Origin of the sequence: Pseudomonas sp. xss_2, assembly GCF_043104195.1 — a bacterium.
GTDB lineage: Bacteria > Pseudomonadota > Gammaproteobacteria > Pseudomonadales > Pseudomonadaceae > Aquipseudomonas > Aquipseudomonas urmiensis.
Genome location: NZ_JBICKL010000041.1, coordinates 65,826 through 79,419, shown reverse-complemented (window position 1 = coordinate 79,419; position 13,594 = coordinate 65,826). Strand labels below are relative to the sequence as shown.

Sequence of the window (13,594 nt, the reverse complement as noted above, 5' to 3'; positions counted from 1 at the left end):
CCATTGTGGGAGCGGGCTTGCCCGCGAAAAGGCCGACGCCCAGATCAGATCTTGACGTTGGAGCGCACGTTCCAGCCGTACTTGATCGGCCCGCCTTCCTTGGAACCATCGGCCTTCTGCGGTTGGTAGTCGACGGTGACCTTGGCGAAGTTCAGGGTGACGTTTTCGGTCAGGCGATCATCGCTGCCCGAGCCGCCGGTGCTCAGCGAGCTGATCAGCACTTCTTCAAGGTTGATGATCAGGTACTCGACCTGGCTTTCGCCGCCGGCTTTACGCACGGTCAGCTTGACCTTGTCGATGTGCTTGCCGCTGGAGCAGTGGGCCATCAGGTTCGGGCTGGATTTGTCGACGTACTTGGTGATCGACAGGTCCTGGATATTGACCTTGCCGGCACCGCCGCCACCGCCCATGTGCATGTTGCCGGACTGGGACATGCCCCAGCTCCAGTTGAGCACGTCGATCTCGTCCTTGTGGGCCTTGTCCATGGACTCGCCCTTGATGTCGCCGATCTTGATGAAAATATCTACAGCCATGATGTCTCCGGAATGTCGCGTCGTTTGGCAGTGCTAGAGGGCGGCGGTGCCGCCCTTAGCGGGGTTTAGGCGCTCTTGGCCGATGGCAGCTTGGAAACCAGGCGCAGCGACACGGTCAGCCCTTCGAGCTGGTAGTGCGGGCGTAGGTAGAAGCGCGAGTTGTAGTAACCCGGGTTGCCCTCGACTTCCTCGACCACCACTTCGGCAGCCGCCAGTGGGTGCTGGGCCTTGGTGGTCTCGGTGGAGTGCGCCGGATCGCCGTCGACGTAGTTGAGGATCCAGTCCTGCAGCCAGCGCTGCATCTCGTCCTTTTCCTTGAACGAGCCAATCTTGTCGCGAACGATGCACTTGAGGTAATGGGCGAAACGGCAGGTGGCGAACAGGTACGGCAGGCGCGCAGCCAGGTTGGCGTTGGCGGTGGCGTCCGGATCGTCGTATTCGGCCGGCTTTTGCAGCGACTGGGCGCCGATGAACGCGGCGAAGTCAGTGTTCTTTTTGTGCAGCAGCGGCATGAAGCCGTTTTTCGCCAGCTCTGCCTCGCGGCGGTCGGAAATGGCGATTTCGGTCGGGCACTTCATGTCCACGCCACCGTCATCGGTGGGGAAGGTGTGCGCCGGCAGGCCCTGTACCTCGCCGCCCGATTCAACGCCACGGATGCGCGAGCACCAACCGTAGTACTTGAACGAACGGTTGATGTTGACCGCCATCGCGTAGGCCGCGTTGGCCCAGGTGTACTTGCTGCTGTCGGCGCCGTCGGTGTCTTCTTCGAAGGCGAAGGCTTCCACCGGATCGGTCTTGGCCCCGTATGGCAGGCGTGCGAGGAAGCGCGGCATGGTCAGGCCGATGTAGCGCGAGTCTTCCGATTCACGCAGCGAGCGCCAGCCGGCGTATTCCGGGGTGGTGAAGATCTTGGTCAGGTCACGTGGGTTGGACAGCTCTTGCCACGAACCCATGCCCATCACCGTCGGCGAGGCGGCGGAAATGAACGGCGCGTGCATCGAGGCGCACACCTTGGACATCTCGCCGAGCAGCTCGACATCCGGTGGCGACTGGTCGAAGTAGTAGTCGCCGACCAGGCAGCCATAAGGCTCGCCGCCGAACTGACCGTACTCTTCTTCGTAGAGCTTCTTGAACACCGGGCTCTGGTCCCAGGCGGTGCCCTTGAATTTCTTCAGGGTCTTGTGCAGGTCGTTCTTGGAGATGTTGAGCACGCGGATCTTCAGCTGCTCGTCGCTCTCGGTGTTGTTGACCAGGTAGTGCAGGCCACGCCAGGCGCTTTCCAGCTGCTGGAAGTCGGGGTGATGGATGACCTGGTTGACCTGGGCGGTGAGCTTGGCGTCGATGGCGGCGATGATCTGCTCGATCGAGCCGATGGCATCGTTGGAGACCAGGTTGGTCTGTGCCAGGGCTTGTTCGGCGAGGGTGCGCACGGCGCTCTCGACGGCTTCCTTGGCGCGCTCGGTCTTGGGCTTGAACTCTTGCAGCAGCAGCGCTGCGAATTCACTCGGCTCCTGGGTGGTGGCCGGTTGCGACTGGGTGTCGCGCAATGGATCGTTCATGGGCGGTCTCCTCAGGCGCTTGGGTCAACGTCGGCAGGCTTTGGCGCGCTGGCCAGGGCCTGCAGCAGGGCAGGGTCTTTGATCGCTTTGAGGATGATGTCCTCGGCGCCGGTCTTGCCGTCCATGTAGGTCAGCAGGTTGGCCAGCTGGGTGCGCGCTTCGAGCAGCTGGTTGAGCGCGTCGATCTTGCGCGCCACGGCCGCAGGGCTGAAGTCGTCCATGCTCTCGAAGGTGATATCCAGGCTCAGGTTGCCTTCACCGGTCAGCTCGTTGGGCACGTTGAACGCTACCCGTGGCTGCATGGCCTTGAGGCGCGAGTCGAAGTTGTCGACGTCGATCTCCAGGAACTTGCGCTCGGCCACAGCCGGCAGCGGCTCGGCGGGTTTGCCGGCAAGATCCGAGAGCACGCCCATGACGAACGGCAATTGGACTTTCTTCTCGGCGCCATACAGCTCGACGTCGTATTCGATCTGCACCCGCGGCGCACGGTTGCGTGCGATGAATTTCTGGGAGCTGGTGTTCGCCACGTTGTTCCTCCTGGTCGCCGGTGCGGCGGCTTCGTCTGTTGCGGGCGTCGGTTAAGCGGTGCGCGTGGGAGCTCAGTCGGCCTCGGGACCGCGCAGGTTTTCAAATTGCGAGAGACCGTCCGGGATCAGGTCGCGGACGATGGTCGCGAAGTCGGCATTGACCAGGTTCTTGGCCCGGCGCAGCAGCACCGGCAACGGGCTCGACGGCTCGTGACGGGCGTAGTACTGGAGCAGGCGGTCCAGGCTTTGCAGCACCTCTTCGCGGCTGCTGACCTCACCGGGGCGAGCTGAAGGGCGCAGGCTTTGCGCAGGCTGCGCGGCGTTTTGCTGGTCGCTGCCAGGGCTGTCGTCAGCGCCACTCTGGGCTTCGCCCAATGGCAGTTCGCCGCCTGGCGCGTAATCGCCAAGCACTTGCTGCGCCTGGCGCAGTGGCTGCTTGAGGGCGCTGAGGTCGACCCCGCTGGCCGAACCGACCTGATCGCTGACGCGCCGCTCGATGGCCTCGCAGGCTTCGCGGGCTGCGGCCAGGGCCTGGCGGGTCTGGGCCAGTTGTTCGGGATCGGCGTCGCGCAGGGCCGCGGCCAGTTCTTCGACGCTCAGCTGCTCGCTGGCGAAGTGCTGTACACCGGCGGCATTGAGTGCCGCGCGCAGGCTCACCGGGCCAAAGGCGCGCGAGCGGGCCAGCACGGCCTCGCGCAGCAGGGCAATGTTGGCATCGCAGGTCAGCCCGGCGAGGGCGTTGATGCGCACGGTAGGGTCGTTGTCGTCGGAGGCATCGAGCTGCGGGTGCACGTGCAGCCAGTACTCATCGAGCAAGTCGCGGATCAGTTCGAGGCTGGCGGCCAGGCCTGGCAAGCCGTGCAGGGCGAGGTTGGCCTGCAGCAAAAAATGGGTGATGCGCAGGTCTTTGCTGCGTTGCAGCAACGCGCTGCAAGACGCTTCGATAGCACGCCACTGTGGTGGCTCGGCAGGCTGGATGGCATCGCCCATGACACGCTCGGGCCGGCCCTGGGCATCGCGCTCCAGTTGCAGGAAGTCCGGGTCGTATTCGAGGTCTTCGCCGCAAGGAAAGTCTGCGCAAACAGCGGCGAGCAGCAACGGCGAGTTCACCAGAATTCGATCTCCATATCGGCCCGTGGTGGGGGCTTGATTGGCGCGAGTTGCGTTATGTGAACTGGCGCACAAACTTGTCAAAGAATGCGAAGTTGACATCACAGTGATATCACTTTGGCACTCTCAAGTTGCGCATTTATGGTTTATTTCCAAATTGCTGTCAAGGTAAGCTAGCCGCCCTCGAGTGGGGGTGTGATCGAGTTGGCAGGTGTTGAGCGCCATTGGTCGACTGCCAGCAAAGTGCGAGTTTCGTGTGGTTAGAATTCACGATCCAAGCGCAAAGAACCGCAAGAATACCCAGGAAATTCAATGGGTTTACTGAGTTTTTTGGACGATTGTGCTGAAACACTCAAATGAATGGAATCGAGCGTTGCAATATATGCAGGAGGCGTGGTGGCACTTTGCCTAACAATTACTAGTTACCACAAGATCACCCCGGGACAATGCTCGGAGAAGGTCGTGGAAAGTAGTGCCATCACTATTGGTCGTGGCCCTGATAATGACTGGGTACTGCCCGATCCTGAACGCTTGGTATCTTCACAACATTGCGTCATCCAATTCAGGGATGGCCGATACTATCTGACCGATAACAGTACAAACGGTGTGGAGTTAGTTCACGCCGGGATTCGCCTGCGCCGCGGCAACAGTGAGCCATTGATGGATGGCGAAGTTATTCGGATTGGCGATTACGAGATCCAGGCGCGGGTCGATGCGGGCTTTTCCCTGGGTGATGGCGGACAGCCGCAAGCGCAGAGCTTCGAAGCGTTGATGGCCAATCAGGCGAGTGCCTCCAGCTCACCGATTGCCCCGGCACCTGCGGCGTTCTTGCAGGGGGCGTCGAGCCACGACACCCTGCCGGATCTGTTCGACTTTCTCGGCCCATCTTCCGTGCCTGCGGCCAGTCAAGCCGATCACCTGCCAGCCCAGCAACACGATTTCCGTCCACCCACGCCGGTGGCGCCACCCGCGCCAGCAGAGGCTGCGCCCGCACCTGCTGGGCCAGGGGTGATTCCAGCGGACTGGCACCTGCTCGATGACCTGCCGCCGGCTGCTGCACTGGCGCAAGCTGTGCCGCCTGCCCCGGCCGCTGCGCCGCTGGCGCCAGCGCAAACTACTGCGCCTGTGCCACCAGAGCTGCCCCAGCAGGCACCTGAGCCTGTGCCGCGTGCAGCGGCACAGGCGGTCGATGGCGATGCGCTGCTGCAGGCCTTCCTGCGTGGTGCGGGCATCGAGCATCTGCGTATCGATGGCGGTGACGCCACGGCGCAGATGGAAGCTATCGGCCGCAGCTACCGGCTGATGGTCGAAGGGCTGATCGACGTATTGCGTGCACGCAGCAGCCTCAAGGGTGAGTTCCGCATGCAACAGACCTCCATCGCCCCGGTGCAGAACAACCCCCTGAAGTTCGCCCCCAACGCTGACGAAGCCCTGCTGTTGCTGCTGCGTCATGGCAATCAGGCGTTTCTCGCTCCGGACCAGGCGGTACGCGACAGCTTCGATGACCTGCGCGCCCATCAGTTGGCCGTGATGGCTGGCGTGGAAGCCGCGATCAAGCACCTGCTGACGCGCTTCGAACCTGCTCGCCTGGAGGCGCGTCTAGCCCCCGCCGCAGGCTTGGCCAAGCTGTTCGGTGGCTCGCGCCAAGCCCATTGCTGGCAGCAGTTCACCGAACTTTACGGGCAGATTTCGCGCGAGGCCGAGGACGATTTCCAAGACTTGTTCGGCCGCGAGTTCAGCCGCGCCTACGAGGCTCACAGCGCTCGCTTGCAACGCTCCTGAGGCACACGCAGCAGGACAGGAAGAACACCAAGACGTCATGAGGACGAGGATGAATGCAACAAGACTGATCGCAGTCGCGGCTCTCGCACTGCTCAGTGCCTGCAGCAAGGATGCGAGCGTAGCGCCAGTGGCCGAACAGGCCGCCGCCGGCCATGCCGTGACCCTGTACTTCAGCGCCGCCGAAGGCCTCAACCCAGGTGCCAGCGGTGTACCTGCGCCTGTCCGGGTGCGTATCTACGAGCTGAAAAACAGCGCGGCGTTTGCCCGCGCCGACTACTTCGCCCTGGCCGAGCGCGCCCAGGCGACCTTGGCCGCCGACCTGCTCGACCAGGACGAGGTGCTGCTGCAGCCCGGTGAACAATTGAGCGTCGAGCGCCCCCTTGACCCGGCCACCCGCCAGATTGGCCTGGTGGTCGGCTACCGCGAAATCGACCAGGCCCAGTGGCGCAGCGTGCTCCCTGTGCCACCGCGCGATTATCAGATCAGCCTCGATGTGCGCGCCGTGCGCAGCGCCGTGGCCGTCCAACCCATTGAGTCTGCCCGCTAGGCAATCGGAGAACCCATGTCCTGGAACAATCGCGTGGTCTGGTCGGAAGGCATGTTCATCACGACCCAGCACTTCCAGCAGCAAGACCGCTACCTGGAGAACTTCATCGATGCCCGCAGCCGGCCATTGTCCTGCGCTGCCTGGGGTTTCTCCGAGCTGCTGATCGACCAGGGCCTGCTGGCCCAGGGCAAGCTGGCGATCCTCAGCGCCCGCGGCCTGCTGCCTGACGGCACGCCGTTCGATATCCCTCGCGATGACCTGCCGCCGCCGCCGCTGGAGATTCCTGATGACCTGCGCGATGGCCTGATCTACCTGGGCCTGCCGCTCAAGCGCTCTGGCGCCCGCGATACCGTCGATGAAGGCGAAGCTGCCGAGGGGGCGCGCTACGTCAGCCGTATCAGCGAGGTGCGTGACGATAACGCCCCGTTCGAGAACCGAGCGCCGCTGGCCTTGGGCAGCCGCGCCCTGCGCTTGCTGAGTGAGGTCGATGGGGTCAGCGATCATGCCGCGCTGGGTGTGGTGCGTATCCGTGAGAAGCGCGCCGACCGCGCCCTGGTGCTCGACGACAACTACATTGCGCCGCTACTGGATGTCAGTGCCAACAACGTGCTCTCAGGGTTTCGCAGCGAACTGCTGGGCCTGCTGCACCAGCGTGGCGAAGCGTTGGCCGGGCGGGTGGTGGCCTCGGCCAACGGCGGCGCCTCGGAAATTGCCGACTTCATGCTGCTGCAACTGGTCAACCGCGCCCAGCCACTGCTCGAGCACCTCAACCAGCTCAGCCCGCTGCACCCCGAGCGGCTGTACAGCGAGCTGGTCAGCCTGGCCGGTGAATTCGCCACCTTCTGCAGTGAAGGCCGGCGTCCGGCCAGCTATCCGGTGTACCAGCACGACGATCTTGCGGCGACTTTCACCCCGGTCATGAGCGCGTTGCGCGAAGCGCTGTCGATGCTGATCGACAGCAAGGCGGTAGCCATCCCGATCATCGAGAAGGCCTACGGCATCCACGTGGCCATGCTCGCCGACCGCAGCCTGCTCGACAGCGCCAGCTTCATCCTGGTGGTGCGCGCCGATGTGCCCAGCGAGACCCTGCGTAGCCGGTTCGGCCAGCAGAGCAAGGTCGGCTCGGTGGAGCACATCCGCGACATGGTCAACCTGCAACTGCCGGGTATCGGCCTGCTGCCGTTGCCGGTGGCGCCACGGCAGATCCCGTTCCATGCCGGCTCGACCTATTTTGAGCTGGACCGCGGCAGCGAGCACTGGAAGCAATTGCAGCATTCCGGTGGTTTCGCCTTCTATGTCGCCGGCGAGTTCCCCGGCCTGAGCCTGGCCTTCTGGGCCATTCGAGGATAAGCCGCGATGCACTCCGACGATCCGCAGGCGTTCGACCGCACCCAGTTCATGCCCAGGCCCGGTGGCCGTGGCCCGCAACCGGCCGCAGCGGCCCAGCCAGCCCCGGCGCCGCTGAACCTGCCCGCCGAGCCACTGGCGCTGGGCCAGGCCCAGGGGCTCAATCCGCTGGAGCAGGCGGCGGGTCCGCTGCTGGCACTGCTCACTCGCTTGCGCAATACCATTGCGCACCCGGCTCCGGCCAGTTTGCGCGCGCAACTGCTGGCCTACCTGCGCCAGTTCGAGGAGCGCGCCGAGGCTGCCGGGGTGGCGCGCAACGAGGTGCTGCTGGCGCGCTACGCCCTGTGCACCGCGCTCGATGAGGCGGTGCTCAGCACGCCTTGGGGCAGCAGCAGTGACTGGAGCAAGCAGAGCCTGTTGATCACCGTGCACAACGAGGCCTGGGGCGGCGAGAAGGTGTTCCAACTGCTCGAACATTGCCTGCAGAGCCCGCGTGAGCGGCTGAACCTGCTGGAGCTGTTGTACCTGTGCACCAGCCTCGGTTTCGAAGGTCGCTACCGGGTGATGAACGGCGGCCGGGCGCAACTGGAAGCGCTGCGCGAACGCACCGCCTCGGCGATTCGTAGTGCCCGCGGTGAGGTCGAGCGCGAACTGTCGCCGCATTGGCGTGGGGTGACGGTGACGCGTGATCGCTTGGCGCAGTTCGTACCGCCCTGGGTTGGCCTGGCGGTGGCCCTGGCCCTGCTGTTGCTGGTGCTGTTCGGCCTGCGCCTGAAGCTGGCCGCCGATGCCGAGCCGGTGTTTCGTGGCATCCATGCGCTGGGGGAAATCCCGGTGCAGGCGATGGACCGGCCAGTGGTCCAGGCAAAACCGGTGGAGCGCCCGCGCCTGGCGGGGTTCCTGGCAGACGACATCAAGGCCGGTCGAGTCAGTGTCGAGGATGCGGTCGACCGCTCGGTGGTGACCATTCGTGGCGATGAACTGTTTGCCTCCGCCAGCGCCAGCATCAAGGGCGATTTCGAGCCGCTGATGCTGCGCATCGCCGAGGCCGTAGCCAAGGTCAAGGGCAACGTGCGGGTCTCCGGGCACAGCGACAACCGACCGATCGCGACACTGCGCTTCCCCTCCAACTGGGCACTGTCGCAAGCCCGCGCCGAACAAGTGCGCGAAATCCTCGCGGCGCGTACTGGCCAGCCTGAGCGCTTCACCGCGCAAGGCCTGAGCGATACCGAACCGCTGGCGTCGAACGACAGCGCCCAAGGCCGCGCGAAGAATCGCCGGGTTGAAATCACCGTTTTGGCGGAGGGCGTCGAGTGAAGGCGTTTTTCAGTTTTGTCATCCGCTGGGTGATTCCGCTGCTGGGCCTGTTGGCCCTGAGCCTGATCATCTGGTTCGTCGGCCCGCTGCTCGATGTGCTGGTGCCAGCGGCGCCGCGCTGGGTGTTGATCATCCTGCTGTTCGCCGGCTGGCTCGGCTATCGCCTGTGGCGCATCGTCCAGGCCCGCCGGCAGGCGGCCAAGGTGATCCAGAGCCTGGCCGCAGAGAGCGCGCCCGACCCTGCCAGCGTCGCCACCGCCGAAGAGCTGGCGACCCTGCGCCAGCGCATGGACGAAGCCTTGCAGTTGCTGAAAAAGGCCCGCCTGGGGGGCGATGAGCGGCGCAACCTGTACGAGCTGCCGTGGTACGTGATCATCGGCCCACCCGGTTCGGGCAAGACCACGGCGCTGGTCAATTCCGGCCTGCACTTTCCGCTGGCGGCGCAGATGGGCGAGGGCGCCATTCGTGGTGTGGGCGGTACACGCAACTGCGACTGGTGGTTCACCGACCAGGCGGTGCTGCTCGACACCGCTGGCCGCTACACCACCCAGGACAGCCACGCGCAAGTCGACAAGGCGGCCTGGCTGGGCTTTCTCGACCTGCTGAAGAACCAGCGCTCGCGCCGGCCCATCGATGGCGCGTTCATCGCCATCAGCCTGTCTGACCTGCTGCTGGGCAGCGAGGCCGAGCGCGCCGCGCATGCCGTGGCGATCCGCACGCGGATCCAGGAGCTGTACAGCCAGTTGGGCGTGCGCTTCCCGATCTACCTGATGCTGACCAAGCTCGACTTGGTGCCGGGCTTCATGGAGTTCTTCGACAACCTCGGCAAGGACGAGCGCGCCCAGGTCTGGGGCATGACCTTTGGCCTGGACGACGGCCAGCACGGCGAAGGCCCGCTGGCCCAGTTCGGCAGCGAGTTCGCATTGCTCGAGCAGCGCCTCAACCAGCGTCTGGTCGAGCGCCTGCAACAGGAGCGCGACCCGGCCAGGCGTGACTTGGTGTACGGCTTCGTGCAGCAGTTCGCGGCCTTGCGCGGCAACCTCAAGACCTTCCTCGATGGCGTGTTCAAACCCAACGCCTTCGAAGACCGCGCGCTGCTGCGCGGCGTCTACTTCACCAGCGGTACCCAGGAAGGCAGCCCGATCGACCGGCTGATCGGCAGCATGGCCCAGAGCATGGGCCTGGATCGTGCCCACCTGGCCCGCCAGAGCGGTACCGGCCGCAGTTATTTCATCGAGCGTCTGTTCAGCGCCGTAGCCTTCGCCGAGCGCGGGTTGGTCGGCAACAACCCGCAGGTCGAGCGCCGGCGCAAGTGGATCGCCCGCGGCGCGTTGGCCCTGAGCGTGGCCTTGGTGCTGGTGGTCGGCACCTTGTGGACCCTCAGCTATCGCGCCAACCAGCAGTACATCGCCGAAGTCGACAGCCGGCTCAAGCCGTTGGGCAGGAGTGTTCAGGAGCTGAGCCCGGCGCAGCGCAACGTGCTTGAAGTGCTGGGGCTGCTCAATGCCGTGCGCGGCCTGGCCGACAACCCGCCAAGCTGGGCCGAGGGCCTGGGGCTGTACCAGGGCGACATGCTCGAAGGCGAATCGAACAGCGTTTATCGCAAATTGCTGATCGCTGTGTTCGCCCCCCGGCTGGTGACGCGCATCGAGGAGCAGCTGTATGCCGGTGGCCCGTCCGATTACCTCTACGAGGGCCTCAAGGCTTACCTGATGCTCGCCGACAGCGAGCATTACGACCCTGAGTTCATCAAGGCCTGGATCAGCCTCGATTGGGAGCGCAGCCTGCCGCGTGACCTGGCGCCCGAGCAGCGCCAGGCCCTGGAGCAGCACTTGCAGGCGCTGTTCGAGCGCCGGCCGCCAAATGCCCGCCTGGACCAGCGCCTGGTCGAGGACGTGCGCCGCCAGCTGCAGCAGTTACCGGTGGCCCAGCGCGTCTATGACCGGGTCAAACGGCAGAAACTGCCGGCTGGGGTCAGCGATTTTCGTATCAGCGACGCTGCCGGGCGCGATGCGGCGCTAGTGTTCCGACGCAAGAGTGGCAAGCCTTTGGACGAGCCGCTGCCGGGCATCTTCTCCGTCGAGGGCTACCGCAAGGCGTTTCTCGCTGCGAGCATTGCGCACAGCGAGACGCTGGCCGAAGAACGCTGGGTGCTGGGCCGCGAGGCCAGCGAGTCGGGCGATGCAAAGCGGTTGGCCGCCGATGTGCAGCAGCTGTATTACCAGGACTACATCCGTCATTGGGATGCGCTGCTGGCCGACCTCGACTTCGTGCCGATCACCAGTGTCGGACAGGCCGCCGATGTGTTGCGGGTGCTGTCCGGTCCGACCTCGCCGATGAAGAAGTTGCTGCAGGCGGCGGCCAAGCAAACCAACCTGGCGCAGCCGACCAGCCTCGACAAGGTCCAGGCCAAGGCCGAGCAGGCCGGGGCCGATCAGCTGCGTCAGCGCCTGGGCGGTCTGTTGGGTGATGCGCCGCTACCCAGCGACGACCCCGCCGCGCGTGAGCTGGACCCGGTGACCGCGCACTTCGCCGAGCTGGCCACCCTGGTGGAAACCAGCGAAGGCCAGCCAGCGGCCATCGATGCACTGCTCAGCGACCTCAATGCCCTGTACGTGCAGGTCAGCGCCATGGTCGGCGCCAGTGGCGACGCGCTGCTGGGCGAGGCCAAGAACCAGGCCCAGGCCGCTGCGCAGCGTGTCGCCCTGGGCGCTGCGCGTCAGCCTGAGGTGGTGCAGAACCTGGTGAGTTCGGTGCTCGGCTCGACCCACACCATTGTCATGGGCGGGGTGCGCAACCAGCTCAACGCCGCCTGGAACAGCGAAGTGCTCAACGTCTACCGCCAGTCGCTCAGCGGCCGTTATCCGTTAGTGGCCGGCAGTGCGCGCGATGCCACCCTGGAAGATTTCGGTCAGTTCTTCGGGGTGGGTGGGGTAATGGACAACTACTTCCGCAAGTACCTGCAACCCTACGTCAACACCTCCTCGACGCCGTGGAGCTGGCAGCCGGGGGCGGCGCAGAAGCTGGGTATCAACAGCAACGTCCTGGCCACCTTCCAGCGCGCCGCCGCCATTCGCGATGCCTACTTCCGTGCCAGCGGCGGCATGCAGCCGGGGGTACGCTTCGAGCTCAAACCAGTGGCGATGGATGCCTCGATCACCCAGTTCTTGCTCGATCTGGATGGCCAGCAGGTCAGCTATGACCACGGCCCGAGCCGGCCGGTAGCGCTGCAATGGCCTAATCCCAACAGCATTGGCGTGGTCCGGCTGTCGATCTCGCCGCCTGCGGCCAGCGGCCGCTCCGGGCTGACCATGGAGGGGCCGTGGGCCTGGTTCCGCCTGCTCGATCAGTCCGACCTGGTCGCCGCCGGCTCGCCTGAGCGCTTCAACCTGCGTCTGCGCGTCGATGGTGCCAGTGTCTCGTACGAGCTGCGCGCCAGCAGCGCGTTCAACCCGTTCCGCAGCCGCGTCAGTGGCTTCAGCCTGCCGGAGCGCCTGTGAACGATTTCGGCTTCTACGGCAAGCTCGCCAGTCGCGGCGATTTTGTCAGTCGCGGTTTGCCGCAGAGCTTCATCCAGCCCTGGGATCAATGGCTGGCGGCGGGGCTGCAGGCCAGCCAGCAGCAGTTGGGCGAGCAGTGGTTGCAGGCGTATCTGGTCAGCCCACTGTGGCGCTTTGCCCTGGCGCCGGGGGTATGCGGCGAGTCGCCGGTGGTCGGCGTGGTAATGCCGAGCATCGACCGGGTCGGGCGCTATTTTCCGCTGACTGTGGCGCAGCTACTGGCACCGGGTGAGTCGCTGGCAGCCGCAGTGTCTGGGGGGGATGAGTGGTTCGAGCAGGTGGAGAGCGATCTGCTGGCAACGCTTGAGCCGCAGGCTTCGTTTGAACAGTTCGAGGCGGCCTTGCGGCCTTTCCCAGGTGCCAGCCCCCAGCTGCCGGGCGCACGGGCTTCGTTCACTGGGATGCGCAGGCTGCACGTCACCACCCCTGAAGGGCGTGCACTGGCCCTGGCCGAGTGTGCCTGCGAGGGCATGAGCCTGTGGTGGGGCAGGGGTTCGGAGCGGATCGCCGCCGGCCTGATGCGCTGCGTGGGGTTGCCGCGCAGTGAGGATTTCGCCGGGTATCTCCTGGGCAACGAGGTAGATTGCAGATGACCGCCATGCATTACACCGCGGCCAGTTACAGCCATGTCGGCATGGTCCGCAAGATCAACGAAGACGCCTGCCTGGAATTGACCTGGGCGGGCTTGTGGGCGGTGGCCGACGGCATGGGCGGGCATGCGGCGGGCGATTATGTCAGCAGCCTGGCGGTGGACAGCCTGCGCAGTCTGCCGATGCTCGACGGCTTGGGCGAATTTGCCGATGAGGTGCGCGACGGGCTGGCCTGGGTCAATGGCACGGTGCGCGAGGAAACGCTGCGCCGGGGCGTGGCGATGATGGGCAGTACCGTCGTCGTGCTGGCCGCACGCGGTGACCAGGCGATTGGCCTGTGGGCCGGCGACAGTCGGCTGTACCGCCTGCGCGATGGCAGCATCGAGCGCCTGTCCCACGACCACAGCTACGTCCAGGAACTGCAGGACAGTGGCCTGCTCAACGAGGCTGAGGCGCGCGTGCACCCACGCGGCAACATCGTCACCCGCGCCATTGGCGTCGAGGATCACCTGGAGCTGCAGGCCGTCACCTTGCAGGTGCAGCCGGGCGATACCTACCTGCTGTGCAGCGATGGCCTGAACAAGACCGCCGAAGATCACGAGATCGCCGAAGTGCTCGGCCACGCCGACCCCTACCAAGTGGTGCGCAGCCTCGTCCATCTGGGCCTGACCCGTGGCGCGCCGGACAACATCACCGCTGTGGTCGTAAAGGCGAACTGAACA

The 13,594-nt window shown here is 65.1% G+C and carries 11 protein-coding genes; 7 read left to right on the top strand and 4 right to left on the bottom strand.

Annotation, left to right across the window (positions count from 1 at the left end):
• Window positions 1–44: 44 nt before the first annotated feature.
• The 4 genes from ACF8K2_RS06510 to tssA form a co-directional block, all read right to left on the bottom strand.
• Window positions 45–533, bottom strand: a complete 489-nt coding sequence (locus ACF8K2_RS06510) for a type VI secretion system tube protein Hcp (RefSeq protein WP_186552835.1) — start codon at window positions 531–533, stop codon at window positions 45–47.
• Between the two features lie 65 nt (window positions 534–598).
• Window positions 599–2,092: a type VI secretion system contractile sheath large subunit gene (tssC, locus tag ACF8K2_RS06505; protein ID WP_186552834.1), complete on the bottom strand. Its 1,494-nt coding sequence runs from the start codon at window positions 2,090–2,092 to the stop codon at window positions 599–601.
• An 11-nt stretch (window positions 2,093–2,103) separates the two neighbouring features.
• A complete protein-coding gene (gene tssB, locus ACF8K2_RS06500) occupies window positions 2,104–2,619 on the bottom strand; it encodes a type VI secretion system contractile sheath small subunit (RefSeq protein WP_186552833.1) in 516 nt (171 codons plus the stop codon).
• 72 nt (window positions 2,620–2,691) lie between these two features.
• Entirely contained in the window at window positions 2,692–3,729 is a 1,038-nt protein-coding gene (gene tssA, locus ACF8K2_RS06495; protein ID WP_392463984.1) for a type VI secretion system protein TssA, read from the bottom strand.
• Window positions 3,730–4,125: 396 nt separating this feature from the next.
• Here tssA and tagH point away from each other — a divergent pair, with 396 nt between their 5' ends.
• The 7 genes from tagH to ACF8K2_RS06460 are packed head-to-tail and all read left to right on the top strand — an operon-like array spanning window position 4,126 to window position 13,591.
• The gene (gene tagH / locus ACF8K2_RS06490; protein ID WP_392463982.1) at window positions 4,126–5,511 is read left to right on the top strand and encodes a type VI secretion system-associated FHA domain protein TagH; all 1,386 of its coding nucleotides are present in this window, start codon (window positions 4,126–4,128) and stop codon (window positions 5,509–5,511) included.
• A gap of 49 nt (window positions 5,512–5,560) precedes the next feature.
• Window positions 5,561–6,058, top strand: coding sequence for a type VI secretion system lipoprotein TssJ (tssJ, locus tag ACF8K2_RS06485; RefSeq protein WP_312155496.1), 498 nt, complete (start codon window positions 5,561–5,563; stop codon window positions 6,056–6,058).
• A 15-nt stretch (window positions 6,059–6,073) separates the two neighbouring features.
• Entirely contained in the window at window positions 6,074–7,408 is a 1,335-nt protein-coding gene (gene tssK, locus ACF8K2_RS06480; protein ID WP_392463980.1) for a type VI secretion system baseplate subunit TssK, read from the top strand.
• A gap of 6 nt (window positions 7,409–7,414) precedes the next feature.
• Window positions 7,415–8,722: a DotU family type VI secretion system protein gene (locus ACF8K2_RS06475; RefSeq protein WP_186552828.1), complete on the top strand. Its 1,308-nt coding sequence runs from the start codon at window positions 7,415–7,417 to the stop codon at window positions 8,720–8,722.
• Window positions 8,719–12,222 carry a type VI secretion system membrane subunit TssM gene (gene tssM / locus ACF8K2_RS06470; RefSeq protein WP_392463977.1) on the top strand — a complete coding sequence of 1,168 codons (3,504 nt, stop codon included), beginning with the start codon at window positions 8,719–8,721 and terminating at the stop codon, window positions 12,220–12,222. The genes ACF8K2_RS06475 and tssM overlap by 4 nt, the downstream gene beginning before the upstream one ends.
• Window positions 12,219–12,875 (top strand): type VI secretion system-associated protein TagF, encoded by a 657-nt coding sequence (gene tagF, locus ACF8K2_RS06465; protein ID WP_186552826.1) that lies wholly within the window; start codon window positions 12,219–12,221, stop codon window positions 12,873–12,875. The genes tssM and tagF overlap by 4 nt, the downstream gene beginning before the upstream one ends.
• Window positions 12,872–13,591, top strand: coding sequence for a PP2C family protein-serine/threonine phosphatase (locus ACF8K2_RS06460; protein ID WP_392463974.1), 720 nt, complete (start codon window positions 12,872–12,874; stop codon window positions 13,589–13,591). Before tagF ends, ACF8K2_RS06460 begins: the two co-directional genes overlap by 4 nt.
• Window positions 13,592–13,594 lie beyond the last annotated feature (3 nt).

Excerpts from the sequence above, each read along its gene's own strand:
- ACF8K2_RS06510 (WP_186552835.1), bottom strand. The coding sequence starts at position 533 with ATGGCTGTAGATATTTTCATCAAGATCGGCGACATCAAGGGCGAGTCC.
- ACF8K2_RS06460 (WP_392463974.1), top strand. The coding sequence starts at position 12,872 with ATGACCGCCATGCATTACACCGCGGCCAGTTACAGCCATGTCGGCATG.
- ACF8K2_RS06475 (WP_186552828.1), top strand. The coding sequence starts at position 7,415 with ATGCACTCCGACGATCCGCAGGCGTTCGACCGCACCCAGTTCATGCCC.
- tssJ (WP_312155496.1), top strand. The coding sequence starts at position 5,561 with ATGAATGCAACAAGACTGATCGCAGTCGCGGCTCTCGCACTGCTCAGT.
- tssC (WP_186552834.1), bottom strand. The coding sequence starts at position 2,092 with ATGAACGATCCATTGCGCGACACCCAGTCGCAACCGGCCACCACCCAG.
- tssK (WP_392463980.1), top strand. The coding sequence starts at position 6,074 with ATGTCCTGGAACAATCGCGTGGTCTGGTCGGAAGGCATGTTCATCACG.